The organism is Krasilnikovia sp. MM14-A1259 (assembly GCF_047159535.1).
Lineage (GTDB): Bacteria > Actinomycetota > Actinomycetes > Mycobacteriales > Micromonosporaceae > Actinoplanes.
The window spans coordinates 1,113,776-1,139,020 of record NZ_BAAGAJ010000002.1 but is presented as its reverse complement, the minus strand read 5'-3'; the positions used below and the strand labels follow the sequence as shown (position 1 = coordinate 1,139,020).

19 protein-coding genes are annotated in these 25,245 nt (G+C 73.5%); 11 read left to right on the top strand and 8 right to left on the bottom strand.

Annotated features, from left to right (window positions below; translation table 11 throughout):
- Positions 1-44: 44 nt before the first annotated feature.
- A complete protein-coding gene (locus ACMCNK_RS04830) occupies positions 45-557 on the bottom strand; it encodes a hypothetical protein (RefSeq protein WP_412735180.1) in 513 nt (170 codons plus the stop codon).
- Positions 558-758: 201 nt separating this feature from the next.
- Between ACMCNK_RS04830 and ACMCNK_RS04825 the strand changes: the two genes are divergently transcribed.
- From ACMCNK_RS04825 to ACMCNK_RS04805, 5 genes are all read left to right on the top strand, one after another.
- The gene (locus tag ACMCNK_RS04825; protein ID WP_412735179.1) at positions 759-3,158 is read left to right on the top strand and encodes a hypothetical protein; all 2,400 of its coding nucleotides are present in this window, start codon (positions 759-761) and stop codon (positions 3,156-3,158) included.
- Positions 3,159-3,373: 215 nt separating this feature from the next.
- Positions 3,374-3,943: a hypothetical protein gene (locus ACMCNK_RS04820; RefSeq protein ID WP_412735178.1), complete on the top strand. Its 570-nt coding sequence runs from the start codon at positions 3,374-3,376 to the stop codon at positions 3,941-3,943.
- A complete protein-coding gene (locus ACMCNK_RS04815) occupies positions 3,940-5,142 on the top strand; it encodes an acyltransferase family protein (protein WP_412735177.1) in 1,203 nt (400 codons plus the stop codon). The genes ACMCNK_RS04820 and ACMCNK_RS04815 overlap by 4 nt, the downstream gene beginning before the upstream one ends.
- A gap of 113 nt (positions 5,143-5,255) precedes the next feature.
- A complete protein-coding gene (locus ACMCNK_RS04810; RefSeq protein WP_412735176.1) occupies positions 5,256-9,038 on the top strand; it encodes a hypothetical protein in 3,783 nt (1,260 codons plus the stop codon).
- Positions 9,035-10,111 (top strand): metallophosphoesterase, encoded by a 1,077-nt coding sequence (locus ACMCNK_RS04805; RefSeq protein ID WP_412735175.1) that lies wholly within the window; start codon positions 9,035-9,037, stop codon positions 10,109-10,111. The genes ACMCNK_RS04810 and ACMCNK_RS04805 overlap by 4 nt, the downstream gene beginning before the upstream one ends.
- A gap of 28 nt (positions 10,112-10,139) precedes the next feature.
- Here the strand turns inward: ACMCNK_RS04805 and ACMCNK_RS04800 are convergent, their stop codons facing one another.
- Entirely contained in the window at positions 10,140-10,838 is a 699-nt protein-coding gene (locus ACMCNK_RS04800; RefSeq protein WP_412735174.1) for a 2'-5' RNA ligase family protein, read from the bottom strand.
- Positions 10,839-11,060: 222 nt separating this feature from the next.
- Between ACMCNK_RS04800 and rph the strand changes: the two genes are divergently transcribed.
- Positions 11,061-13,661: a rifamycin-inactivating phosphotransferase gene (rph, locus tag ACMCNK_RS04795; RefSeq protein ID WP_412735173.1), complete on the top strand. Its 2,601-nt coding sequence runs from the start codon at positions 11,061-11,063 to the stop codon at positions 13,659-13,661.
- On the opposite strand, the gene ACMCNK_RS04790 is transcribed toward rph, so the two are convergent.
- Positions 13,658-14,308: a class I SAM-dependent methyltransferase gene (locus ACMCNK_RS04790; RefSeq protein ID WP_412735172.1), complete on the bottom strand. Its 651-nt coding sequence runs from the start codon at positions 14,306-14,308 to the stop codon at positions 13,658-13,660. The two genes, rph and ACMCNK_RS04790, sit on opposite strands and share 4 nt — an antisense overlap.
- A 169-nt stretch (positions 14,309-14,477) precedes the next feature.
- Between ACMCNK_RS04790 and ACMCNK_RS04785 the strand changes: the two genes are divergently transcribed.
- Complete coding sequence (locus tag ACMCNK_RS04785) at positions 14,478-15,116, top strand: DUF2461 domain-containing protein (protein WP_412735171.1); 639 nt, start codon at positions 14,478-14,480, stop codon at positions 15,114-15,116.
- Between the two features lie 9 nt (positions 15,117-15,125).
- Here ACMCNK_RS04785 and ACMCNK_RS04780 read toward each other — a convergent pair whose 3' ends face one another.
- From ACMCNK_RS04780 to ACMCNK_RS04770, 3 genes are read right to left on the bottom strand one after another with little or no spacing between them, the layout of a single operon-like run.
- Positions 15,126-15,926, bottom strand: a complete 801-nt coding sequence (locus tag ACMCNK_RS04780) for a glycosyltransferase family 2 protein (protein WP_412735170.1) — start codon at positions 15,924-15,926, stop codon at positions 15,126-15,128.
- Positions 15,927-15,955: 29 nt separating this feature from the next.
- Entirely contained in the window at positions 15,956-17,101 is a 1,146-nt protein-coding gene (locus ACMCNK_RS04775; protein ID WP_412735169.1) for a glycosyltransferase family 4 protein, read from the bottom strand.
- Between the two features lie 27 nt (positions 17,102-17,128).
- Positions 17,129-18,412 (bottom strand): lipopolysaccharide biosynthesis protein, encoded by a 1,284-nt coding sequence (locus ACMCNK_RS04770; RefSeq protein WP_412735168.1) that lies wholly within the window; start codon positions 18,410-18,412, stop codon positions 17,129-17,131.
- A 108-nt stretch (positions 18,413-18,520) separates the two neighbouring features.
- Between ACMCNK_RS04770 and ACMCNK_RS04765 the strand changes: the two genes are divergently transcribed.
- Genes ACMCNK_RS04765 through ACMCNK_RS04755 form a run of 3 tightly spaced genes read left to right on the top strand, consistent with a single transcriptional unit; the run spans position 18,521 to position 22,663 of the window.
- Entirely contained in the window at positions 18,521-19,123 is a 603-nt protein-coding gene (locus ACMCNK_RS04765; protein WP_412735167.1) for a hypothetical protein, read from the top strand.
- Positions 19,124-19,133: 10 nt separating this feature from the next.
- Positions 19,134-20,555, top strand: coding sequence for a thymidylate kinase (locus ACMCNK_RS04760; protein ID WP_412735166.1), 1,422 nt, complete (start codon positions 19,134-19,136; stop codon positions 20,553-20,555).
- Entirely contained in the window at positions 20,552-22,663 is a 2,112-nt protein-coding gene (locus tag ACMCNK_RS04755; protein ID WP_412735165.1) for a hypothetical protein, read from the top strand. Before ACMCNK_RS04760 ends, ACMCNK_RS04755 begins: the two co-directional genes overlap by 4 nt.
- 115 nt (positions 22,664-22,778) lie before the next feature.
- Here ACMCNK_RS04755 and ACMCNK_RS04750 read toward each other — a convergent pair whose 3' ends face one another.
- Positions 22,779-23,705 (bottom strand): glycosyltransferase family 2 protein, encoded by a 927-nt coding sequence (locus ACMCNK_RS04750; protein WP_412735164.1) that lies wholly within the window; start codon positions 23,703-23,705, stop codon positions 22,779-22,781.
- Between the two features lie 130 nt (positions 23,706-23,835).
- Here ACMCNK_RS04750 and ACMCNK_RS04745 point away from each other — a divergent pair, with 130 nt between their 5' ends.
- On the top strand, positions 23,836-24,435 hold the full coding sequence (locus ACMCNK_RS04745; RefSeq protein ID WP_412735163.1) for a hypothetical protein: 600 nt from the start codon (positions 23,836-23,838) through the stop codon (positions 24,433-24,435).
- Between the two features lie 112 nt (positions 24,436-24,547).
- On the opposite strand, the gene ACMCNK_RS04740 is transcribed toward ACMCNK_RS04745, so the two are convergent.
- Positions 24,548-25,240, bottom strand: coding sequence for a response regulator transcription factor (locus ACMCNK_RS04740; protein WP_412735162.1), 693 nt, complete (start codon positions 25,238-25,240; stop codon positions 24,548-24,550).
- Between the last annotated feature and the right edge of the window lie 5 nt (positions 25,241-25,245).

Sequence of the window (25,245 nt, the reverse complement as noted above, 5' to 3'; positions counted from 1 at the left end):
GGCGCTCGGATCCGGGGCGGCCGGTCATGGCAGGCGGCGCGCGGTCAGGCGAACCGGGCGGCGCGGTGGGCGCCCGCGGTCACCCGGCCGCGGCGGCGCAGCGCGGCGAACCCGACACCGGCCACCGCCAGCGCGGCCAGCGACCACGGGAGCAGGTCGACCGGGCCGCGGACCGCGGCGCGCGGCGGCACGGCGGAGATGAGTACGCGGGAGGCGCCGGAGACGGAGCGGCCGATCACGATGATGCTGGCGCCGGACTGCCCGGCGGCGATCAGGGACTGCGGAACGCTCACCTCGACACGGCCGGTCTCGTCCGCACGGGCCTGCTGGATCGGCTGGTCGCCCAGGCGGATGTCCACCACCGACTTGGCCCGGTACGCGTATCCCTCGACGTGCAGCTCGTCACCGTCGTTGACCCAGCTCAGCACGAGCGAGTTGGGGCCGCTCGGGCTCGCCGCGGCGGCCGGCGCGGTGTGCGCCAGCAGGGCGGCGACCACGCCGAAGGCCACGAGGACGAGGCTGAGGGCGGTGCGGGCGGAGACGGTGACGATTCGCATGCCCCGAGGTTCGGCACGAACCCGGCCGGCGGGACCGTACCGAGCCAAGCTTGCCTGACGGTTGAGCGGACCTTGAGGCGGCGTACCGGGCCTTGAGGAAGCCCGTGCTTGAGGCGTTCCAGAGCCGTGCCTGAGCTCAGCTTGAGGTTCGCGGCCGACGTCACCGGTCGGCATTCCCTTACCGCTTGGAGACCTATCTCTATGGCTTCGCTCCCCGCATCCTCGCCGTCGCGCCGTCCCGGGCGCCGTACGGCCACCCGGATGTTGTTCGCCGCCCTGCTCCCCGTGCTGGCGACGCCCGCCCTGCCCGGCGCGATCGCCGCCGCCGCGGCCGACCCCGGTGACCCCGGCTACTCGCTGACGTCGACGCTGAGCCCGGCCGCCCTGACCGCGGCCGACTGCGCCGCGGACGCGCGCTGTGTCGCCGCGCCCGCCCCGGTCGCCGGCGACAACTACGACGCGCTGAAGACCGCGGTCGCCTCCGCCGCCGCGCTCGCGGTGCCCGCGGTCGTGGACGGCGCGGGCGCCGTGGTCACCCCGGCCCGGCCGGGCACGGTGTTCCTGGCCCCCGGCACGTACGCGATGGGCAGCAGCCTGCGGGTGCCGCCGAACGTCAACCTGCGCGGCAGCGGCATCACCGCCACCACCCTGGCGATGATCACCTCCAAGTGGGCGAACTTCAGCTACGGCTTCCTCGTGCGCTGGGACGACAAGGCCACGGCGTCGCCTGGCAGCACGAACCTGGTCTCCGACCTGACCGTGAACGGCAACTGCCGCGAGGGCGCCGGCGCCCCCGAGCCGGCCGACATGCCGGCCCGCCCGGGCGAGCTGTGCGACTTCCGCGTCGGCACCGCCGCCAGCACGAACGTGGGCGGCGGCGTCAACGCGGGCGACCGCTGGACGGTGCGCCAGATCCGCTTCACCAACCTGGAGTACTTCAAGCTCTGGGTGAACGGCGTCAACGACGTGCACGTCGTCGACAACCGCTTCGACAACTGGGGCGGCGCCGAGTCCGGCGACGAGGACAACATCGGCGGCGGTGGCCGCAACGAGCGCGCGGTCATCGAGTACAACCAGTTCGACAAGACCATCCGCGGCAACAGCATGGACTTCACCAACGCGATCCAGACCACGATCCGCGCCAACACGGTGTACACCGACCCGGCGGTCGCGGCGGCCCGGAACATGAACTACGGCAACCTGTACATGGAGGGCGTGCCGGAGGCGACGATCGTCGACAACGTCATGTACGGCGGCCACATCACGCTGCAGTCGAACAGCAAGTACCTGCACAGCGGCCAGAACAAGGACGTCACCGACCCGCGCGACTCCGTCGTCCGGGGCAACCGTCTGATCAACTCCACCGACGCGGCCGTCATCATCGCCTACGACGACTACGCCGACGCCGACGCCTCGTACGGCACGCTGGGCACGTGGAACACCAGCAGCACGGACCCCAACGACCACATCGTGCGGGCCGGCGGCAACAACGTTGTCGCGGACAACATCATCGTCAACCCGCGTAACACCGGCGTGGTCATCGCCGGTCTGATGGACCGGGTCAAGAACGCCGCCGACACGATCACCGGCAACGAGATCGTCGACGCCGGCTTCGGCAACGCCAACACCGAGATGAACACCGGCGCCGGGACGTTCGAGACCAGCGGCGTCGGCATCTCCATCGGCAACGGCGACAAGATCTACGGCAACAAGATCACCGACGACCAGTCCATCCCGACCACCTGGTTCGGTGTGCACGTGGGCGCCCGCAACGCGGTCAGCACGATCAAGAACACCGTCCTGACCGGCCCGGCCGGCGAGACCAACACGCTCACCGGGGTCATCGGGGCACCTGTGCGCTACGCGGCCTCCGCCGCCATCGCGCCGACCGCCCTGGCCGCCCCCGGCAACGGGGTGGCCTGGACCGACTCGAACCCGACCACCACCGCGCCGGTCGCCGGCTACCGGGTGTACCGCAACAACGCCCTCGTCGCCGACGTGCCCGCGGGCACGGGCGTGGTCCCGGGCAACATGGTCGCCGACGCGGACTCGACCGTGGACGCGGACGCTTCCGGCTGGACCCAGGTCGCCAACACGAGGATCGGCTACTACAACGGTGCCGGTGCGCCCGGCGGCGGCTCCCTCTCGCTGACCGCTCTGGCGGCGGGCCAGGTCAACGCGTCCGGCCGGTTCCTGTCGATCGTGCCCGGCCAGACCTACACCACGACGGCCGCCTACCGGGCGCTGACCGGCACCGGTCAGCGGGGCCGGACCGGCATCGAGTACTACGACGCCAACAAGGTCCGGATCTCCCGGCTCGCCACCTCCAACAACAACTCGGTCGACAACGCGACCGGGTGGATCACGAGCTGGTACACCAGCACCGCCCCGGCCAACGCCGTCTACGCCAAGGCGTTCGTCCTGGTGGACAACACCCAGGCGGGCGACGTGCACCTGATCGACCGGATCGGCCTGGTCTCCGGTACCGCGATCCAGCAGTGGATCGACCCGGCGCCCGCGTCGGGCACCACCTACCGCGTGGCCGCCTACCGGCAGGGCGACGCCCAGCCGGGCTGGCTGGCCGGGGTGACCGCACCCTGACGGCCGTACCGCCCCTTCGTGCCGCGCTGACCTCCTGACGCGTGCACACCCTGCCGCCCCGCCGGGCCCGGAAGACCGGCGGGGCGGCGCCACATCCACCGGCCGATCTTGAGGCCGTGCGCGGGGAAGATCTCATGCCGGCGTCACGGGGACCGATGGAAAGGGGTCGGAGCACGCTCCGGCCCCGTTCCACGCGCCCACCGGGAGGGATCGTCATGTCGCTCGACATCGCCGACGCTCCCGCGCACCTCGATCCGCCGCCCGCGGCTGCCCCCTCCGTGGCTGCCCCGCCCGCGACCACCGACCCGGTCGGTGCGCTGGCCGAGCTGCGCGCGGGCCTCGATCTCGCCGAGTCCGTGGCGGCCCGCGTCGCGGCACGACCGGCGTACGTCGCGGACGACGACCCGCCGTCGCGGCCCCCGGCCCGGCACCGCCGCCGCTGGAGCCTGCGGGACCTGCCCGCGCTCGCGGACCGGCTGTGGCGCCCCCCGCTGGGCCTCGCCGTCGCCCTGTTCGCGTCGTGCGGCCCGGCGCACGCGCTCGGGAACCCCGAATACGTGTACTACGCGGTGCTGGTCGGGCTCGCGTTGAGCGGGCTCGCCGTCCCCCTCGGGCTCGTCGGCCTGCGGCACCGCGCCCTGGGCGAGCAGAGCTACGCCGACCAGGTGGCCGCTCATCCGGTCACGGCCGGACCGGAACCGGGTGATCCGGCGGCCGCCGGCCCGGACGAGGCCACCCCGGACATGACCGGGACCGCACACGTGACGGCAGGAAGCCCCGCATGACAGCCACCCTCCCCGCCCGGGCCGAGGCGCCGACGAGGCCCGGCACCCACCGCGCGCTCAACGCACTGCGCGCCGCCGCGGCCATGCTCGTGGTCGTCTACCACCTGCGTACGCTGCTGTTCGTCGACCCGGCCGAGGCGGGCGACGGCGCCCTCACCACGGTCCTGTACGCGGTGACCGGCCTGGGCCCGGCAGCCGTGCTCGTGTTCTTCGTGCTCAGCGGCTACTGGGTGGGCGGCAGTGTGATCGCCGCGTTCCGGCGGGGCCGGTTCCGGTGGGCGAGCTACGCCACCGCGCGCCTGAGCCGGCTGTGGATCGTGCTCGGCCCTGCCCTGGTGCTCACCGGCATCCTGGACCACCTCGGTCTCGCGCTGCTCGGGAACACCTCGATCTACCTGGGCGACCCGGCCTACCACCACACCGTTCCGGTGGCGGACCTGGCGGGGCGGCTGGACCCGCTGACCGCACTGGGCAACCTCGGTTTCCTGCAGACGATCGTGGTGCCCACGTACGGCACCAACGCCTCACTGTGGTCGCTGGCGTACGAGGCCGCGTTCTACGCGATCTTCCCGCTGGCCCTGTACGCGTGGAAGAGCCGCGGCCCGGTCGGCGTGCGGATCCTCAACGCGGTCCTGCTGATCGCCGTGTGCGCGCTGGTGGGCCCGAAGGTCCTCATGTACCTGCCGGTGTGGCTGATGGGTGCCGGCGTGGCCCTGTACCGGGACCGGATCGCGGCCGTGCTGGCGCGGCTGCGCCCGCGCACCCTGACGCTGGCCCGTGCCGGCGCCGCACTGGTCGTGGCCGCCGCCCTGTGGGCCACCCAGGCCAGCTACTCCAGCCGCAACGTGCTGCTGCTGGCGGCCGCCACGACGGTCCTGCTCGCCCTGCTGGTCCAGGACCTGCGCTGGGGCGGGCTGCCCGGTCGCGTCCTCGACGCCCTGTCGGCGTACGCGGAGTCGTCCTACTCGCTGTACGCGGTCCACCTGCCGATCGCCGCGCTGATCGCGGCGCTGCTGGCGCCGCATGCCGCGCAGCGGTGGGTGCCCTCGCCCGCACACTGGCTGGCACTGCTGGCGCTCAGCGCGGTGCTGGTCGGGGCCGGCTGGCTGTTCGCCTGGTGCACCGAGCGGCACACCGGGCACCTGCGGGCCATGTTCGACAGCGCGTTCCGTGCGGTCGGCCGGTCCGCCCGCGACTGAGCTCTCAGCGTACGCACGGCTGCCGATTCTCAGGGCGGCCCCGCCACGGCCGATCAGCCTGGGGAAGCCCGCGACCGTCCGGTCGGGGCGGCCGGGATCGGAAGGGGTCGGGGGTGGTGCGACGCGTCTTCAGCCGTGCCGGCTGGCTCGCCGCCCGGCCGTACCTGATCGTTTTCGCGATCTCCTCGCTGATCGTCAGCCGGTGGTTCCGCACCGGCACGTTCATCGCCACCGGAGACATGGGTGCGTTCATCCGGCAGGGCTGGGCACCCGAGGCGTTGTGGTCGTGGAACCACCAGACCACCGGCGCCGGCTCCGCCGGGTACACCATGGCGCGGGCGTTCGAGTTCATCCTCATCTGGTGCTGCAAGCAGGTCGGGCTCACCGAGTACTCCGCGCAGTGGCTGTTCTACACGTGCATCTACGGCCTGGTCGGGTTCGGCATCGCGTACCTGGCCGGGGCGTTCGTGCGCAGTCACGTCGGCATCGTGGCGGCCGGGTCGTTCGGGGTGCTCAACGGCTTCTTCCTGACCCGGCTGCCGAATCCGCTCAACATCATCTCGGTGGGGTCGGTCGCGCTGATCACCGGCATCGCGATGCGGGTGGCGCTGGGCCGGCGGGTGCCGACGCCGATCGCCGGGTTCGCGCTGATGCCCACGTCGTTCCTGGCGTTCAACCCGCCCATGCTGCTGGTCGCGTACGCGTGGGCGGTCGGCGGCACCCCGCTGCTGGCGGCGCTGGTCGTCGGCCGTGCCGGCGCCAAACGCCTGCTCTGGTGGTTCATCAAGGCCGCGCCGTGGGCGATCGTGCTCAACGGGTGGTGGCTGTTCCCGCTCGCCCAGTCGTACATCGGCGGCGGCGGCGCCACCGCGAACGCCGCGTTCACGGACCCCACCAACTGGTCGTGGTCGCAGGTCAACAACAGCCCGCCGAACATCCTCACGATGGTGGCCAACTGGGCGTGGTTCCGGCCGCAGTACCTGCCGTTCGCGTCGGATCTGGACCGGCCCGCGTGGATCTGGATCCGCTATCTGCTGCCCGTGCTGGTGTTCCTGGCGCCGCTGCTCGCCCCGCGGCGGCTGCGCCGGCTGGCGTTCGGGCTGCTCGCGCTGATCCTGCTGTTCGTCTTCCTGGCCAAGGGCCTGAAGCCGCCGTTCACCCAGGCCAACATGTTCCTCTACCTGCATGCGCCCGGCTTCTGGCTGTTCCGCGAGCCGATGAGCAAGCTGGGACAGCTGCTGGTCTCATTCTTCGGGGTCATGCTGGCCATCGGCGTCGAGGGCATGCTGACGAGGCTGCGCGCCTCGGCGCGTTTCCGGCTCGCCCTGCCCCGGCGGCTGGCCGCCACCGCCTCGGTGACCCCGCTGCTGCTGGTGCTCGCGTACCCGTACCCGCTCTACACCGGCGCGGTGATGCCCGACGAGCGGCCCACCCAGCCGTCCGCCCACGTGCGGGTGCCGCAGGACTGGTGGGACATGGCCGCGCGGATCGACGCCGACCCGCGCCCCGGGAAGGTCCTCGTCCTGCCGCTGGACGACTACTACCAGATGCCCACGACGTGGGGGTTCTTCGGCGCGGACAGCATCGCGAACCTGCTCGTCCAGCATCCGGTGATCCAGCCCAAGCCGGGCGGCTACTTCGGTGAGGTACCCGGCTTCGGCGCCGAGGTGCACGGCATCGAGGACGCGCTGCTGGCCGGCGACCTCACGCCCGTACCGAAACTGATGGACGCCATCGGGGCCAGCAGCCTGGTCATCCGGCACGACCTGGTCCGCGGCCTGCCCAACCGGTACTTCGCCGACGACCGGGTGCTGTCCGCGGCCATGACCAAGGTGCCGGGCGCCCAGCTCGTCTCCGACGGCACGCTGCAGCTGTGGCGGTTCAACGGCGGCACCAGCCCGACCGTGCGGACCTACGACCGGGTGCTCGACGCGCCCGCCCGCGCGGATGCGGCCGCCGCGGTGGTGGGCACGGTGGATTCACGTACGGCCATCCTCGCGCGCACGGACACCACGCCCGCCGCGCTGAGCCCGCGGGTCGACGACCAGGTGACGGTCACCCCGGACGTGGTGCAGTGGCCCGTGCCCGCGGTCGACTCCGGCTCACCCACCACGACCGTCGATGTGGCGGCCGGGTCGTACACCCTCGCCCAGCGGGCCCGGGCCGCGGCGGTGCTGACGCCGCGGCTGGACACCGCGCACCGCCGCCTGCTGCTGGAGGACCCCACCGTGGTGAAGGTGGACGGCAAACCGGTGTCGAGCCGCCCCGCGCTGTCCGTGCCGGTGTCCACCGCGCGCCCGGTCCTCGCGGTGCAGGCCGGCACCCGTACGGTGTCGCTGGACGGCTGGGGCCGCGACACCGCGGCACCGGCGACCGTGCCGGTGGGCTCGGCCACGAAACTGACGCTGCTCGCCCAGTCCAAGACCACGGTCGACGCCACCGACTACGTGCCGGTGTTCGACTGCAACAACTACGAGCCGCGGCCGTGGCGGGAGCTGCAACTCCAGCAGACCATCACGAACACCCCGCAGGGCCGTACCGTGCGGCTCAGCGCGGCCGACCACGCCGCCTGCACCCGGGTGACGGTCCGCAACGCCAAGGCCGGGCAGATCTACCGGATCCGGCTGCAGTACCGGCACGTCGCCGGTGCGCGCCCGCAGATCTGCCTGTTCCAGGCCGGGGCGTCCGGCTGCGAGCTGAGCGCCCGCCCGGTGCTCGACGACCAGTGGACCTCCTACGAGCAGGTCGTCACGATGGACAGCATCTCCAACGAGCTGCAGGTCATCCTGCACGCCGACGTCGGCGAGCGGCTCAAGCCGAAGACCGTCACGGAGTACCGCGGGCTGCAGATCGACGCGCTGGAGCCGGTCGCCGAGCAGACTGTGTTCCCGCCGGCCGTCCCCGAGGTGACCGTGCAGCTCACCGCCGGCAAGCATCAGCTGCGGGTCGACGGCGGCCTGTCCGGTTCGGTGCTCGCGCCGTTCGAGCCGCTGGACGACTGCTTCCGCTACGACGACCAGACCATCGACCAGGCCGGGCTGGACGCCGAGTCGGAGACCGGGTCGGACGGCGAGACGACGTACACCCTCAAGGCGGTGCGGCACCTGGCCTGCATCGGCTCGCTGGCCTCCGACATGGGCGCGTCGTCGCTGTACGAGCTGTCCATGCAGGCGCGCAGCGTAGCCCTGCGCAATCCCAAGTTCTGCCTGTACCTGCGCGGCCCCGACCTGTGCCGGTCGCTGCCCGCGGTGGCGCTGTACCAGGGGTGGACGCCGTACGAGGCGCTGATCCCGCCGGACCCGAACGCGGTGGAGACCCGGCTCTACCTGTACGGCTTGCGTGACCCGAAGGAGCAGAAGCAGTCCCAGGTCGAGTACCGCGGGGTGCGGCTGCGCCCGGTGGCCAGCCCCTCCTCGATCGTGCTGATCCGCCACGAGGCGCCCGGTGCCGCCTCCACGGTGGACTACACCAAACGCAACCCGGCCCAGTTCACCAGCACGGTCACCACCTCGGGCAAGACCGCGATCGCGCTCGCCGAGAACGCCGCCCCGGGCTGGGTGCTCACCGGCGTACCGGGGGCCCGCAAGGTCACCCTGCAGGGCTGGATGAACGGCTGGCTGCTGCCCGAGGGCGGCACCGTGACCATGCGCTACACCCCGGCCAAGATCGGCCGGTACGCGCTCTACCTGCTGCCGGTCGGCGTCGTCGCGTCCCTGGTGTTCATGTACGTGTTCCGCCTGCCCGCCGGTCGCCCCCAGCTGTGGACGATGGGGCACCGCCGGCGCGGGCGGATCGAACTGCTGTGGGCGCGCCGGCCGCGGCTGCTCCCGACGCTGCGGATGCTGTGGGCGCGCCGGCTGCGGCTGCTCCCGATGGTGCGGAGGCGATCCGGATGATCGGAACCCTGGTCCGGCGCGCCGCGGCGGCGGTGGTAACCCGCCGGGGCACCGGCGGCGAGGTCGGCGAGCTGCCGGCCCCGGTCGCCGGCGGCCGCCTCGGCGCCCTGGTCCGCGGTGCGCGCGGCCGCCGCGGGCGGGCGGTGCTCGCGCTGGCCGTCGTGTTGCTGCTGGCCCTGGTGGCGTTGCTGAGCCGCTGCTCCACCACGCCGGACACCATCCGGGTGGTCGCGGTGGGCGACATGGCCTGCGATCCGGACGACCCCGACTTCGCCACCGGCGCGCACGACCACTGCCGCCAGAAGCAGGTCTCCGACCTGGCGGTCGCGCTGCACCCGGACGTGCTGCTGGGCCTCGGCGACTTCCAGTACGAACTGCCCACCTCGCAGGCGTACCGCACCGTGTACGGGCCCAGCTTCGGGCGGCTGATGAGCCGTACGGTGCCGGTGTTCGGCAACCAGGAGTACAAGGTGCAGGACGCCAACTCGTTCACCGCGTACTTCGGCAAGCAGGTCAAGGACCCCAACGGGTACTGGTCGCAGGACATCGGCCGGTGGCACCTGGTGGTGCTGAACTCCAACTGCTCCGCCGTGGCCGGTGGCTGCGGCAAGGGATCGCCCCAGCAGAGCTGGCTCGACAACGACCTGAAGAGCACCGACCGCGAGTGCGTGATCGCCGCGTGGCACCACCCGCGCTGGTCGTCCGGCATCGGCGGGCCCGATCCGCGCACCGCGGACCTGTTCCGCACGCTGTACGAGCACCGGGTCGAGCTGGTGCTGTCCGGCCACGACGCCGACTACGAGCGGTTCGCCCCGCTCGACCCGGACGGCAAGAAGGACCCGCTCGGGGTGCGCCAGTACGTGGTGGGCACGGGCGGCCAGGCGCACTACCGGCCGGACCCGGTGCAGGACACCACGCCCGGGGCCAAGGCGGCGCGCCCGATCGGTGAGTTCGCGGACTTCGACCACCACGGTGTGCTGGACCTGCAGCTCAAGCCGGACTCGTGGAGCTGGAGCTTCCGCGCGGTCGGCGTCGGCAACCCTCTCGACAAGGGTGAGCAGCGCTGCCAGTGACGTCGGTGCGGTGCGGAAACCCGGCCGGTCACAGCGGCACGCGGGCGAGCTCCTGCATCGACACGGCGGTCGGCGTCGGCGTGTACCGCACCAGCGACAGGCTGGTCGCCTGGACCGTCCCGAACCGCTGATCGGCGCGGGCGCCGACGTGTTCGGCGAGTTTCGTCTCGTCCCGCACCGGCGGCCGGAACACCACGAGCGAGACGTGGGCGGTGCTGCGGATCCGGTGGGTGTCCACACTCGGCACGCCCAGCGGGCCGTGCGGCAACCGGTCCGCGTGCAACCGTTCGCGCAGCGTCCACAGGGCCGCGCCCGGGAATCCGCGGACGAAGATCCCGCCGGGCGCGCCGCCCAGCCCGCGGAACGTGACCTCGATCGGGCCCAGGCCCGCCGTGACCCGCCGTAGCTGCTCGGCGTACCGGTCGACCTGGGCCGGCGGCACCTCGTCCTGGTAGCCCTCCAGGCTGCGGATCGTGCAGTGCAGGTCGGCGGCCGCGTACACCAGGTGCGGCGCAGCCCCGGCCGCGGCGAGGCCGGGCAGCTCGTCGACGACCCGGCCGGCGACCGGGCCGTCGAGGCGCAGCACCACGCTCAGGCCCCAGCGGGGGTCGCCGTGCACCGGTATCGCGTCGGGCACATGAGTCCCGGCGCGCAGCGCGGCGTCGCCCTGAGCCCACAGGCGGTCGTACGTGGCCGCCAACTGGTGTGAGCTCGAGTCCGATGCCACGTTTCCCCCGATGACGCCGTGCCTGGCCGGTGCGGCCGGCGGCGAGTCGTCCGCGGGCCGGCCGCGGACATCATACGGTCGAGAGATCCCGGGCCCACCTGCGTGCCACCTTCACCGTATCGGGCCCCCGGGGGCTTGCGGCAAGGCCCGGGTCCTGCCGCAGAATCGGCGGCCGGAACACGACACCGACGACGACATGCGGGCGTTCTACGCGGAGGCGCAATGGCCGGGCAGTACGTACGGGATCTCCACGAGGTCGACGAGGCGCAGGTCGCGGTCGTCGGCGGCAAGGCCGCGCATCTGGGCGGGCTGTCGCGCATCGACGGCGTCCGGGTGCCGGCCGGGTTCTGCGTGACGACGGCCGCGTTCCGGCGGATCATGGCGGATGCCCGGTCGATCGGCGACCGGCTCGCCGAACTGTCGCGACTGGACCCGGACGACCGGGCAGCGATCCGCACGCTCAGCGCGGAGATCCGCCGGACGATCGAGGGGACCCCCGTCCCGGGCGATCTTGCGGCGGCGATCACCGGTGTGCTCGCCCGGCTCGGCGAGCACACCGCCTGCGCCGTGCGGTCCAGCGCCACCGCCGAGGACATGCCGGCGGCGTCGTTCGCGGGCCAGCAGGACACGTACCTGAACGTCGTGGGCCCGGCGGCGATCCTGGAGCATGTCAGCCGGTGCTGGGCGTCGCTGTTCACCGAGCGGGCCGTGACTTACCGGCTGCGCAACGGCTTCGATCACCGCGACGTCCACATGGCCGTCGTGGTGCAGCAGATGGTGTTCCCGGAGGCGGCCGGCGTCCTGTTCACGGCGGACCCGGTCACGGGCAACCGCAGGCTCGCCACGGTGGAGGCGAGTTTCGGCCTCGGCGAGGCACTGGTGTCCGGCCTGGTGAACCCGGACGTCTTCACGGTGCGCGACGGGGCGGTCGTCGCCCGGACGCTCGCCGCCAAACAGCGTGCCGTGCAGGCCGTGCCGGGCGGCGGCATCCGGGAGGTGACGATCGACCCGCAGCGCCAGGAGCGGCCGGCGTTGACGGATGAGCAGGTCGTGCGGCTCGTGGGCCTCGGCCGGCGGATCGAGGCACGGTACGGCGGCCCGCAGGACATCGAATGGTGCCTGGCCGGCGGTGACTTCCACATCGTGCAGAGCCGGCCGATCACCACGCTGTTCCCCGTCCCGGAGGCCGCCGACGACGGGAACCACGTGTACCTGTCGGTCGGCCACCAGCAGATGATGACCGACCCGATGAAGCCGCTGGGCGCCTCCATGTGGCGGCTGACGGCCATGGCGCCGATGCACGAGGCGGGCGGGCGGTTGTTCGTCGACGCCACCGCGCGCCTGGCCGCGCCGGGGAGCCGCGCCGCCTTCCTGGAGATGATCGGCAGGGGTGACCCGCTGACCAGGGACGCACTGGAGACGCTTCTCGACCGCGGTGACTTCGTTCCGCAGCTGCCGGATCCGGGTCCGGGCGGGCCTGCGGTCGGCGGCCCGCCCGCGCCGATCGAGACCGATCCCGCCATCGTCACGGAGCTGATCGCCCGCACCCAGGAGTCACTGGCCGCCCTGCGGCGCGACATCGCTGCGCTGACCGGACCGGCGCTGTTCGACTTCCTGCAGGAGGCCTTCCAGGAGCACAAACGGGTCCTCGCGGACCCGTTGAGCATGCAGGCGATCATGGCGGGGATGGAGGCCACCTGGTGGCTCAACGACCGCTTGCGGGAATGGCTGGGCGAGAAGAACGCCGCCGACACCCTCACGCTGTCCGCACCGGGCAACATCACGTCGGAGATGGGCCTGGCGCTGCTCGACGTCGCGGACGCCATCCGCCCGCATCCGGAGGTGGTGGCGTTCCTGCAGGGCGTCGAGGACGACGGGTTCCTGGACGAGCTGCCCGCATATGCGGGCGGGGCCGAGGCGCGCAGTGCCATCGAGTCCTACCTCGACCGGTACGGCATGCGCTGCGTGGGCGAGATCGACATCACGAGGCCGCGGTGGCGGGAACGCCCCACCACGCTGGTGCCGGTGATTCTCGACAACGTCCGGACGTTCGAGGCGGGCGCCGCCGGGCAGCGCTTCGCGCACGGGCGCCGGCAGGCGCAGGAGAAGGCCCAGGAGGTGCTGGAACGCCTGCGGGCGCTGCCGGACGGTGAGCGCAAGGCCGACGAGACACGGCGGATGATCGACCGGGTCCGGACGTTCATCGGTTATCGGGAGTACCCGAAGTACGGCATCATCAGCCGCTACTACGTCTACAAGCAGGCCCTGCTCGGCGAGGCCCGGCGCCTCGTGCAGGCCGGCGTGCTCCACGAGGAACAGGACGCCTTCTACCTCACGTTCGCCGAGCTCCACGACGTCGTGCGCGGGAACCGGGTGGATGCCGGGCTGATCCGGCGGCGCAAGGACGCGTTCCGGTCGTACCAGGCGCTGACACCGCCGCGCGTGCTCACCTCGGACGGTGAGGTCCTGTCGGGTGCGTACCGGCGCGACGACGTGCCGGCCGGCGCCCTGGTCGGGCTGCCGGTCTCCGCCGGGACGGTCGAAGGTCGCGCCCGCGTCATCCTGGACATGGCCCAGGCCGATCTGGAACCGGGTGACATCCTCGTCACGGCCCACACGGACCCGAGCTGGACGCCGCTGTTCGTCGCGGTCGCCGGTCTGGTGACGGAGGTCGGCGGGCTGATGACCCACGGGGCGGTGATCGCCCGGGAGTACGGCCTGCCGGCCGTGGTCAGCGTCGCGCACGCCACCCGGCTGATCCCGGACGGGCAGCGGATCCGCGTGCACGGAAGCGACGGGTACGTGGAGATCCTGCCCCGTTAGGCCCGGCGGCGCGCGAGCAGCGTGGAGTCCTCGACGTCGACCGTCTCACCGTCGCGGGTCATCGTCCGCGGCCGCTGCTCGACCACCAGGGCCTCGAAGTCGTCCGGCAGGCCGGGCCGCAGCTGTTCGGCGACGAACATCGCCCGGCGGTGGCTCTCGGTCAGCCGGGTGAACACCTCCGACGGTGCATGGCCGACGACGAGCAGGTGCCCGCCCGGGGCGACCGCACCGGCGAGCCGGCGGGTCACCTGCGCCATCGCGCCGTCCGGCGGGTGCAGGAAATGGCAGGTGACCAGGTCGTACGACCGGCCGCCCGCGGCGAAGGTCCGCGCGTCGACCTGCCACCAGTCGACGCGGTCGGCGACCCCGGCCTGCTCGGCGTGCCGGGCGGCGCGCGCCAGGCCGATGGCGGAGAAGTCGGCGCCGGTGACCGTCCACCCGTGGCGGGCCAGCCAGATCACGTCGCCGCCCTCGCCGCAGCCCACGTCGAGCGCGGTGCCCGGGGCGAGCCGGGTCACCTCGGCGACGAGTTGTGCGTTGGCGTTGCCGCTCCAGATCTTCTCCGGGCCGGCGTACCGCTCGTCCCAGCCGCCGGGTTCGAACATGGCGGCTGCCTCGTCCTCGGTGAGCTGGTGCCCGTGTCTCATCCGACCGAATCCTTCCGGTGCCCCGCGGCGGCGGGCTCGCTGATGTCCGTGCCCACTCAGCCTCGCGGACGGGTTCCGATCGTGGCAAAGATTCTTGCTGTTTCGGCAAACCCGGGGACGGCGGCGCGGGTGGTTGCCGCCGGGTCGGTGATGGCCGAGACTTCACTGCGTGACGTTCCGTGGCTGGCCGAGCGAGGCCCTGGAGTTCTACGAGGGGCTGAGCGCCGACAACTCCAAGACGTACTGGACGGCCCACCTGACGGTCTACGAGACCCAGGTGCGCGCGCCGATGGAGGAGTTGCTCGCCGCGCTGGAGCCGGAGTTCGGGCCGGGCAAGATCTTCCGGCCATACCGGGACGTGCGGTTCAGCAAGGACAAGTCGCCGTACAAGACCCACCTGGGGGCGTGGCTGGAGGCCGGGGGATACTTCCAGTTGTCCGCCGACGGGTTCGCGGCCGGCAGCGGGATGTACCAGATGGCCCCGGACCAGCTCGACCGGTACCGGCGCGCGGTCGTCGACGAGCGGACCGGGCGGGAGCTGACCGGCGTGATCGAGGCGATCGAGAAAGCCCGGGTCGGGGTGCACGGGCACGGCAGCCTGAAGACCGTGCCGCGGGGCTACCCGAAGGACCATCCGCGGGTGGATCTGCTGCGCCACAAGGGGCTCACGACGTGGAAGGAGTGGCCGCCCGCGGCCTGGCTGGGCACGGCGGCCGCGAAGACCCGGGTCGTCGAGTTCCTGCGGACCAGCCTCCCGCTGCGGCAGTGGCTGGACGCGAACGTGGGGCCGTCCTCGTCCCCCCGCTGACGCGGCTCGTCACCGCGCGCCGTGTGCCGTCCGGCTGTCGCGTACGCCGAGCATCAGGCCACCCGCCTCGGTCAGCTTCAGGGCGGCCAGCCCGACCGTGAGCACGGGATGGCGCAGCAGCCGGGCCGGCTGCTTGAGCAGCGAGGTCCGGACGAGTTTGCGCCGGCCGTGGGTCCGGACGTACTGGTCGATCCAGCGGCCGTAGTACCGCTTCTTGGCGAACGTGGCCCGCAGCCGGATGCGGCCCTGGTCGTGCCAGACCCACGCGTCGATGCGGCCGACGGCAACCCCGGCGGCACGGGTACGGTCGACCAGGTCCCAGTCCTCGGCCGCGGTCAGCGCCTCGTCCCAGCCACCGAGCTGCTCGATGACGGGGCGGCGGAACGCGCGGGCCGCCTCGACGTGGCTGCTGCCGATGTACAGGTCCTTCTCCAGCTCGCGGCAGCGGGCCAGGAAACCCTCGCCGAACGAGCGTTCCGGGATCACCAGCGCGCCCAGCTTGTCGTCGGCGCCGAATACGGCGGCGATCTCGGTGGCCACGTGCGGTTCGAGCACCATGTCGGAGTCGATGAACACCACCACGTCGCCGGTGCTGCGCGCGGTACCGCGGTTGCGCTGGGCGCTGCGTTCGGGGCCCCACTGCTCGAACGTGTGCGCGAGGCGGCGGCCGATCTCGGCCGTACCGTCCGTGGAGCCGTTGTCGATCACGACGACCTCGACCTCGGGGTGGGTCTGGCCGCGCAGCGAGCCGAGGCACGTCTCCAGGGTGCGCGCGGAGTTGCGGGTCGGCACGACAAAGCTGATCTTCATGCGGGGGGCTCCGTACGATTTCGCGGGGGTCAGGCGGCGCGCCGCAGGCCGGGCTCGGTGGCGGCGGGCAGGGGCAGCGGCGTGGCGGCCGGTGCCGCGCCGGGCACGCGGGCGTGCGTGCACACCGCGTCGAGCAGCGTGTCGGCGACGTGGTCCCAGGAGTGCGCGCCGCCGTACGGCAGTGGTGCGGTGCGGGTGGTGGTGAGCTGCGGCAGCATCTCGACGAGCCAGCGGGCCAGCGCCTCGGGCTGCGGCGGCACCACGACCCCGCCCGCGGCGCGGGTGGAGTCGCGCAGGCCGGGCACGTCGTACGCGATCGTGGGCGTGCCCAGCGCGGCGGCCTCGCTGACGACCAGGCCCCAGCCCTCGCGGACGCTGGTCGCCAGGTGCACGTGGGCGCGGGCCATCCGCTCGTGCTTGGTCTGCTCGTCGACCCGGCCGAGGTACTCGACCCCGGCGGGGGCGGCGGCGCGCAGCTTGTCCAGCTCGGGGCCGCCGCCGATCATCCACATGCGCAGGTCCGGCACCTCGCGGCGGGCGATCTCCACCGCGCGCACGACCTCCCACGGCCGCTTGTAGCTGACCATGCGGCCGCAGAACACCGCGGTGGGGGTGGTCTCCTTCGCGACCTGCGGGGTCTGCGCGGGCGGTTCGAATCCTTCCGGCACCACGGTCACGTCGCGGGCACCGAAGCCGGCCAGCGCGTCGCGGGTGGACCCGGACACCGCCAGGATGGGGGAGTGGGCCAGCCGGCGCAGCCAGTTCGGCTCCAGCCGCAGCCGGCCCAGGTACGACAGCGGGAACGGCGCGTTGTGGTGCCAGATCTCCTCGCAGGTCTGGTGCACCAGGGCGATCGTGCGGGCGCCGTCGTCGACCCATTCGTGGGCCATGAACGGGACGGTGTTCGTCTCGTCGATGACCACGTCGAAGCGGCCGCGGCCGTGCCGCTGCCACCAGCGTTTCGCCTCGCGGTAGACCGTGAACCGGCTGCCCGCGCGGATCACCCGGTAGCCGTCGACGACCTCGTCGGCGGGCCGGCCCGCCACCGCGGCGGCGAACAGCGTCACGTCATGACCGGCGGCGACCCAGCGGCGCAGCACCTGTTCGGTGTAGACCTCGGCACCACCGGATGCGGGGTGTGCCAGATCGCGCCAGTTCAGGATCAGGATGCGCATGCCAACCTTCTCGGCCCCTCAACCGCTTCAGCGGGCGGCTGCCACGGCGGTCGCCGGGGTACCGGAACGATCGGCGTGCGGCGCTGCCAGTTGAGCAGTTCGCCGGGTCCACGCCCGGCCCTCCAGCAGCGCGATGACCAGCAGCGTCGGTGCCAGCGCGGCGGCCGAGCACACCGCGATCTGGGTCGGTGAGCCGTGCCACATCTCGATGAATGCGACCTCGATCACCGCGCCGATCCACGGCACGGCGATGGTGCGCCCGCCGCGGGCCAGCGCGGCGTGGGTCGCCAGCGTGACCACGCTGGTCAGCGCGGCGACCAGGGACAGCGTGCGGACCAGGCCGGCGGCGTCGGCGTAGCCGTCGCCGTAGAGCACCTGCAGCACCAGCCACGGCACCGCGGCGATCACGGTGGCGCCCAGCAGCGCCGGGACCACCACCGCGGCACCGCCGGTGAGCAGCGCGCGCAGGCGGTGCGGCAGCGGCCACGCGGCGGCCAGCCGCGGGAACACCGCGGACATGATGCCGGCCGGCAGCGCGAGCACGGTCTTGGCCACGGTGGCGGCGGCGACGTAGTCCCCGGAGGCGTCGCCGCCCAGATGGTGCCGGGCCAGCAGCAGGTCGACCGTGGAGAACAGGAACAGGCCGGTCACGGCCACCCCGGCGCGGGCCACCGCGCGCACCTGCAGCGCGGCGGCCTCGGCGGTGTCGGCGGTGCGGCGCAGCAGCGGCACGAGCGCCAGGGCGAGCGCGGCGACCTCGCCGATCAGCGTGCCGGCGAGGGCGCCGGTCACCCCGTACGGGATCACCAGGCCGAGCCCCAGCGCGAGCCGGGCCGCGGTGCTGACCAGGTAGGTGGTGGCCACGGTGCCGACCTTGCGGTCACCGAGCAGCAGGCCGCGGGCGGTGGCCAGGACCGCCGACACGACGAGGTACGGGGCCAGCAGCGCGGCCTGCGCCAGCGAGCCGAGGTGGAAGTAGCCCTGCAGGCCCGGCGCGCACGCGAGCACGAGGATCCCGGGCGGTAGCGACCACAGCGTGACCGCGCGCAGCGCGCGTACGCCGGTCGCGCGGCCGGCGCCGTGCCGTGCGACGAGGGCGGACGCGGCGGCCTGCAGCGCGCCCAGCGGGACGCCGAGCATCACCATGGCGGACAGGACCGCGCCCAGCGCGCCGTACGCGTCGGCGTCCAGTTCGCGGCCGACCACGGCGTGGAAGCCGAGGTTTCCGGCACTCTGGACGAGGACGGCGATGGCGATGGGGCCGATCCCGCCCAGAAGGGTACGGGCCAGGCGGCCGAGGCTGGCGGTCACGTTGCTTCCTATCGGCCGAAAAAGCCCGACCTCAAGACCTGTTCAGAGCGTACGCAAGCTTGCATCACACAGCGTGACTATCGGCGGTTACCGGCGCATGCTGGTGACATGGCAGTCATCAGCGTCCGTCGTCACCCGGCCCGCATGGTCTTCGTGCTCGTTCTGCTGGCCCTCGCGGGCGGTGTCCTGCTCACGGCCCAGCGCGCGCCGCAGCAGCCGCCGGTGGCGGCCGTTACCGGCCTGAGCATGCGCTGGACCGGCGAACAGAACCTGCAGGTCGTCGCGGTCGGTTACCGCAGGCGCGAGATCGCAGAGGTACGGGTCGGTAGCTCTCCGTGGCGGCAGGTGCGCGCGGACGACAACGGCGCGGTGACGCTGACCGTACCGGTGGACCGGGCCGCGGCCGGGACCACGGTCGTGGTGTCCGGGCGGGCCGCCGCCGGGGGGTCCCGGTCGCTGGCCGGCGGGGTGCCGCCGGCCGTGGCCGCGCGCGGGCCGGTCGACCTGGTGCCCTGGGTCGTGTCCGGGGTGCTGGTGCTGATCGCGCTGGGTGCGGCGTTCGCGCACCGCCCCGGTGCACGGCGTCGGGACCCGGTCGCGGCGGTGACCGTTGTCGATCTGCCGCGTGGCGCGCACCCCGGCGCGCACCGCCGGCCGGTGGTCGGCGGCCGTGCGGATACCCGCCCGTCGGAGACGATGATGACCTTATGATCAGGAGGAAATGACCGATTCACGGCTTTCCGGCCCGCCGCTGCCCGCGGCTCCCGACCGGTCCGAGATCCTCGCCGCGGTGACCGCGGCCGTGGACCGCTGCGCGCGCCGCTGGGCCTGGCAGGGCCGGCCCGGGGCGGCCGAGCAGTGGCTCGGCGAGGACGGCCCCAAGGACCTCGACCTCTGGTACGAGCCCGCCAGCCCCGGCACCGAAACCCCCGCCCAGGCCATCGCCGCCGCCCTGCCGTGCGCCGTGGTGGCCGAGGCGCACGACCCGCGCCGCCTGCGCCACATCAGCCTGGCCGTGGAGACCGCGGCCGGCCCCGCGGTCGTCGACCTCACCTACGGCGACCTGCGCGTCGGGCCGGTGGTGCTGGCCACCGCGGACGAGATCGGCGTCGACCCGGCCACCCACCGCCTCACCGGCGCCGCCGCGGTCGCCGACCTGCTGATCCGTCCGGTGCTGCGCGGGCGGCTGCCCGATCAGGCCCGCCTCGCCGAGGCGCGGGCCGCGTGGGCGGACGCCGCCGCGCCCACCCGGGCCGTACTGCGCGACCGCCTCACCGTCCAGCTCGGTGCCCGGGTGGCCGCCGAACTGGTCGCGGCCGCGGGCGGCGCGGCCCCCGACCCGGGACTGCCGGGCCGGGCCCGGGTACGTCTGGCCGCGCTGAGCCTCGCCCCCGGCAATGCGCCCGCGACCTGGCGGCAACGCCGTACCGTGCTGCCGGCCGGACGATCCGCCGGCCCGATCGGGTTGCGCACCCGCGGCGTCGTGGTGGCGCTGGTCGGCACGGACGGCTCCGGCAAGTCGACCGTCGCCGACGGCCTGCGCGAGCGCCTGCACCGGTACGGCTTCGCCACCGCCTCGGCATACTTCGGGATGGCCCGCGGCAACCTGCCCGGCGTCGGGCTCGCGCGGCGGCTGCTCGGCGTACCCACCGTCGCGGCCGGTCCGGCGCCCTCCCCGCCCGTACGGGGATCGCCCGCCGCGGACTCCCCGCCCGGCAATCCCCGCCTGCGCCAGGCCGCAGCCTGGTTCTACGCGGCCGAGTACGTCTGGCGTTACCTCAGCACGGTCGCCGTGCCCAAGGCCCGCCACCGCGTGGTGATCGTCGACCGCTGGGTGTACGACCTGCGCGAATCGCCCTGGCCCGGCTCACCCGCAGCCCGCGTCGCCGAACTGCTCGTGCCGTCCCCGGACGTCCTGGTGCTGCCCGACGCCCCGGACGAGCTGATCCACCGGCGCAAACCCGAGCGGGCCGCGGCCGAGCAGGCCGCCCAACAGGAACGCTTCCGGCGGCTGCTGGCCGAGCGCCCGGCCCGCCACGCCGAGGTGGTGGTGGACACGTCCGGCGCCACGGCGGACAACCTCGCCCCGCTCGTCGCGGCGGTCGTGACCGCAGCCCACCGCCCGCGCCGCGTCCCGCGGTGACCACCGCGGTACTGACCTGGGTCTCCCGCCACCGGCCGCACTTCGACACCCGCTCGGCGCGGCTGACGGCGGAATCCGGGCTGATCGGGCTCGCGGTCGGCATCTCCGTGGTGGCGCCGTGGACCCGCGACGGCTACCTGATGTTGCTCGACTGGGTGGGCGGCCCGCACCAGGCCGTGGCGCAGGGCCTGTACGGTCTCGACCCGACCGCGCTGGACGCCCTGCCGGTCCGGCTCGCCACGCATGGCCTGCGGGTGGTGGTGGGCGCCGGGGCCACCGGCTGGCTGATGGTGCTGCTGTTCTTCCCGATCGCCGCGAGCGGCGTGTCCGCACTGGCCGGCGGCGGCCGCTGGCGGCGGCACCCGGCCGCGCTGTTCGCCGTCTGCAACCCGTTCGTGGCCGACCGGATCTCGGTCGGCCACGTGCCGTTCCTGCTGTCGGTGAGCATGGTGGCTTGGGTGCTCGCCTCCGCGGTGCGGGCCCGGCGCCGCGGCAGCTGGTTCGCCGCCCGCCCCGCGGGCTGGTACGGCCTGGCGATGGCGACCGGCCCGCACGCGGCGTGGCTCGGCGGGGCCGGACTGCTCGCGGTCTGCCTGCTGCCGCGGCCGCGCCGCAACGACCTGATCCGCACCGCCCTGATCATCGTGGCGGCCGGCTGCATCTACGCGTACGCGCTGACGGTCATCCTCAACGCGATCCTCACCGTCCGGGTGGGCGACGCCGACCTCGACGTGTACGCCACCCGCGCCGGCCCGGGCGGGCTGTTCCTCACGCTCGCCTCGCTGCAGGGTTTCTGGCGCGAGGACGACACGTCGGGCCCGGCCGGTGCCGTCGGTCCCGTACCGGCGGCGGTCGGGCTCGCCGTGTTGCTGGCCGCGGTGGTGGCCGGGCTGATCCGGCTGTGCCGCCGCGACCCCGACCTCGGTGCCCCGGTCACCGCGCTGGCTGTCTGCGGGATCGTGCTGGGCGCCGGCACCCAGGGCCCGTTCGGGCCGGTGTACCGGTGGGCGTTCGACGCCGTCCCGCTGTTCGAAGCCATGCGTGAGCAGCAGAAATGGGTGGCGCTGGCGATGCTGGCGTACGCGGTCGGGGCCGGTGCGGCCGCGGAGGCGCTGGCCGAGGCGGTGCCCCGGCGCTATTTCGGCAAACGGGCCCACCGGCTGCGCCGCCTCGGCGCCGCCTGCGCGCTGGTCGCGATGGGCGGCGTGCTCGCCATGGTGGCTCCCACCCTGGTCTGGGGGCTGGGCGGCGCGGTCCGGGTCACCGACTACCCGGAGCCCTGGTACGCCGCCGACCGGATCATGGGCGACGGGTCAGGCGCGGTGCTGTTCCTGCCGTGGCACGAGTACCAGCCGTTCGGGTTCACCGGCGGGCGGACCGTGGGCACCCCGGCCGCCGCGTTCTTCCGGCGCTCCGTACTCAGCAGCGACGCGGTGGAACTAGGGGAGGTGCGCACCAACTCGGTGTCGCGGCGTACCGCGTACGTGTCGCGGCTGATCGCCGCCGGCGGCACCGGCCACTTCGGCCGCATGATCGCCCCGCTGGGCGTCGAGTGGGTGGTGCTGGCCCGCGACCGGGAGGCGGCCACGTACGACTGGCTGGCCGAGCAGCCCGACCTGCGGCCGGTGCTGCGGACCCGCCAGCTCGACCTGTACCGGGTGGAGGCGCACGGCACCGGCCGGGTGGTGGCCTCGCGGCAGGGCGGGTACGACGAGGCCGTGCGCCTGGCCGACCGCGGGGTGCTGGGCACCGAGGCGATGCTGGCCGAGGGCCCGGCGGACGGCCGGGTGCCCTCGGCGAACTACGGGCAGATCACCCGCGCCGGCCCGACCCGGTGGATTGTGGCGCCCGGGCCGCCCGGGTGGGTGGTGATCCCGGAGGAATGGTCCGCGGGCTGGTCCGACGGGGGCGGCCCCACCCGGCAGACGGTTGCCGGCACGGTGGCGGTCCGCGCCGGGCCCGGCGCGGTGACCGTCGAGTACGCGCCGTGGCGCTGGTTGCGGGTCGGTCTGGCGGTGTCGCTGGCCTCGCTGGGCCTGCTGATCGCCGCGGGGTTCGCGGAGCACCGCCGCGACCTGACCGACTGGTGGGTCGGCACACCGTCCTGAGGCCGGTTCCCGGGCCTGACGTGGGATCGGTGCCTCGGGCGGGCCGGACGCGTATCCGGGCTGACATGCGCGTCGGGCCCGGACGGCGGTCCGGGCCCGATGCGGCAGACGTGGTTCAGGCGGCCTCGGCCAGGTGCGTCGGGGTGGTGACGATCGGCGAGGGGGAGGCGACCGCCGGGACCGCCGTGGTGGGCACGGTCAGGCCGCGGAACTCGCGGCGCAGGTACAGGCGGGTGAAGATGGTGAAGGTGTCGCGGATGGTGCGGACGATGGCGCTGCGGCCGACGGTGGAGCCCGCGGTGCGCTCCTCGAGGCGGACCGGCGCGCCGATGAAGTTGCGGATGCCGGCGGCCTTGGCGGCGACGAAGAACTCCAGGTCGAAGGCGAAGCGGCGCTCGCGCAGGCTGGGGAGCAGGCCGGCGAGGACGTCACGGCGGAAGATCTTGCAGCCGGTCTGGCTGTCCCGGATGCCGAGCAGGAACAGCAGCGTGACCAGGGTCGAGTAGACGATCGAGACGATCTTGCGGAAGCCGGTCGCGCCGCTGGTCGACAGGTGGTGGCGCTTGTCGGCGTACACACCGGCCGGGTTGCTGGTGCGGGCCACCTGCAGGTACTGCAGCAGGTGGGCGGGGTCGATGTCGCCGTCGGCGTCGATGAAGCCGACCCAGGTGCCCCGGGCGGCGGCGAAGCCGGTGTGCAGCGCGGCGCCCTTGCCCTGGTTGACCGGGTTCACGAGGACCCGCACGCCCGGGATCCCGGCGAGGGTGTGCTCGGAGCCGTCGGTGCTGCCGTCGGAGACCGCGACGACCTCGTAGCCGACGCCGGCGTCCTGCAGGCAGGTCGCGATGCGCTTGACGGTCGGGCGCAGCGCCATGCCGGGGTTGTAGAAGGGGACCACGACGGTGAGCTCGACGCCCGCGTCGGCGGGGCTCCACAGGCGGACCGCGTCGAACACCCGGCCGTTGGCGGCGGTGGCGGTCGTGGTGGCGGCCGGGGCGGTCGCGACCGGGGCGGTGGCGGCGGTGAAGAGCGTCGTCGTCATGCCCTCGTAGTTCGGCGCGCCACCTCAACGCCACCTCTAGCCGATTTCAAGCGAGATGCAAGCTTGGCCCGAGCTGTGAGGAGTGATCCACTTCTGTCGCCTTAGCCCCGATACGTGGCATCATGGCGAGGTGATCGTGACCCGTCTTCGCAGGTCGGCCCCGCTGCTGCTGGCAGCCGGGACGCTGGCCGCCGTCCTGTCTCCGGGCGTCGCGCTCGCCGACGGCCCCGGCTATGGCGGCACCGCCGACGCGCTGACCGTGCAGTGGCACGGCAAGCGCAGCGCCGACGGGGTGGCCGTGTACGCGGTCGGGTTCCGCGCCGGTTCCACGGTCGATCTGCGCGTCGGATCCGCACCGAACCGCAAGGTGGCCGCGGACGCGTTCGGTGGGCTGCGGGTGCTCATGGTCGCGGCGGGCGCCGTCACCTCGGAGAAGCCGCCGACCGGCACCGCCGTGGTGCCCGTGGAAGCCGCCGCCACGGGCGGCCGGCTGTCGTCCGGCACCGTGGTCCAGGCGATCGGCCAGAGCCCGGCGGGCAGCGTACGTACGCTGGTCGGCGCCGTGCCCCCGCCGGACGCCGGCGGTGGCGTCTCCGCGGTCATGCCGTGGACCGGCGCCGCCGCGGTCCTGGTGGGCATCGGTGTGCTGATGCGCCGCTTGCGCCCGTCGCGCCCGGTGGAAGCGGCCGGGGTGCAGCGTCACCGGTACGCCCCGCGGCACCGGAGCTGACCACGCCCCGCGGCTGTCTACGCCCCGCGGCGCCGCAGCTGACATGCAACAGCGCCAGTGCTGAGATGTTTCCAGCACTGGCGCTGAGGTGGGACTGCTGACGCGGCGTCGGTCAGGGGGCGGGCTCGAAGCGGTAGCCGACCCCGCGCAGGGTCCGGATGTAGCGCGGGGCGGACGCGGACTCGCCCAGCTTCTTGCGCAGGTTGCCGACGTGCACGTCGATGATGTGGTCGTCGCCGTACCAGTTGTCGCCCCACACGTCCTCCAGCAGCTGGTTGCGCGTGAACGTCCGGCGCGGGCTGGAGGAGAGCAGATCGAGAATGCCGAACTCGATCTTCGTCAGGTCGAGGATCTTGCCGTCCAGGGTCACCTCGCGCACCACGGGGTCGATGCGCAGCGGGCCGTACTCGCGGCCCGCGGCGGTCTCCGCGGCGGCACCGCGCGGCCGGCGACGCATCGCCTGGATCCGGGCGGCCAGCTCGCGCGGCGAGAACGGCTTGGTGACGTAGTCGTCCGCGCCGACCGAGAGCCCGACGACCTTGTCCACCTCGTCGGCCCGGCCGGTGACCATGACGATGTACGCGTCGGTGAACTGGCGGATCCGCCGGCACACCTCGATCCCGTCGACGTCGGGCAGCCCGAGGTCGAGGATGGCGAGGTCGGGCTTCTCCCGCTGGGCCAGTTCGACGGCGCGCTCGCCGTCGGAGGCGACCGTGACGTCGAAGCCCTCCTTTTCCAGGAGGTGCTGGCAGAGCAGCACGAACTCCGGCGAGTCCTCGATGACGAGAGCGCGGGGCCTGGGCACGGGAC

Excerpts from the sequence above, each read along its gene's own strand:
- ACMCNK_RS04805 (WP_412735175.1), top strand. The coding sequence starts at position 9,035 with ATGATCGGAACCCTGGTCCGGCGCGCCGCGGCGGCGGTGGTAACCCGC.
- ACMCNK_RS04820 (WP_412735178.1), top strand. The coding sequence starts at position 3,374 with ATGTCGCTCGACATCGCCGACGCTCCCGCGCACCTCGATCCGCCGCCC.
- ACMCNK_RS04815 (WP_412735177.1), top strand. The coding sequence starts at position 3,940 with ATGACAGCCACCCTCCCCGCCCGGGCCGAGGCGCCGACGAGGCCCGGC.
- ACMCNK_RS04780 (WP_412735170.1), bottom strand. The coding sequence starts at position 15,926 with ATGAAGATCAGCTTTGTCGTGCCGACCCGCAACTCCGCGCGCACCCTG.
- ACMCNK_RS04830 (WP_412735180.1), bottom strand. The coding sequence starts at position 557 with ATGCGAATCGTCACCGTCTCCGCCCGCACCGCCCTCAGCCTCGTCCTC.
- rph (WP_412735173.1), top strand. The coding sequence starts at position 11,061 with ATGGCCGGGCAGTACGTACGGGATCTCCACGAGGTCGACGAGGCGCAG.
- ACMCNK_RS04825 (WP_412735179.1), top strand. The coding sequence starts at position 759 with ATGGCTTCGCTCCCCGCATCCTCGCCGTCGCGCCGTCCCGGGCGCCGT.
- ACMCNK_RS04775 (WP_412735169.1), bottom strand. The coding sequence starts at position 17,101 with ATGCGCATCCTGATCCTGAACTGGCGCGATCTGGCACACCCCGCATCC.
- ACMCNK_RS04760 (WP_412735166.1), top strand. The coding sequence starts at position 19,134 with ATGACCGATTCACGGCTTTCCGGCCCGCCGCTGCCCGCGGCTCCCGAC.
- ACMCNK_RS04765 (WP_412735167.1), top strand. The coding sequence starts at position 18,521 with ATGGCAGTCATCAGCGTCCGTCGTCACCCGGCCCGCATGGTCTTCGTG.
- ACMCNK_RS04750 (WP_412735164.1), bottom strand. The coding sequence starts at position 23,705 with ATGACGACGACGCTCTTCACCGCCGCCACCGCCCCGGTCGCGACCGCC.
- ACMCNK_RS04790 (WP_412735172.1), bottom strand. The coding sequence starts at position 14,308 with ATGAGACACGGGCACCAGCTCACCGAGGACGAGGCAGCCGCCATGTTC.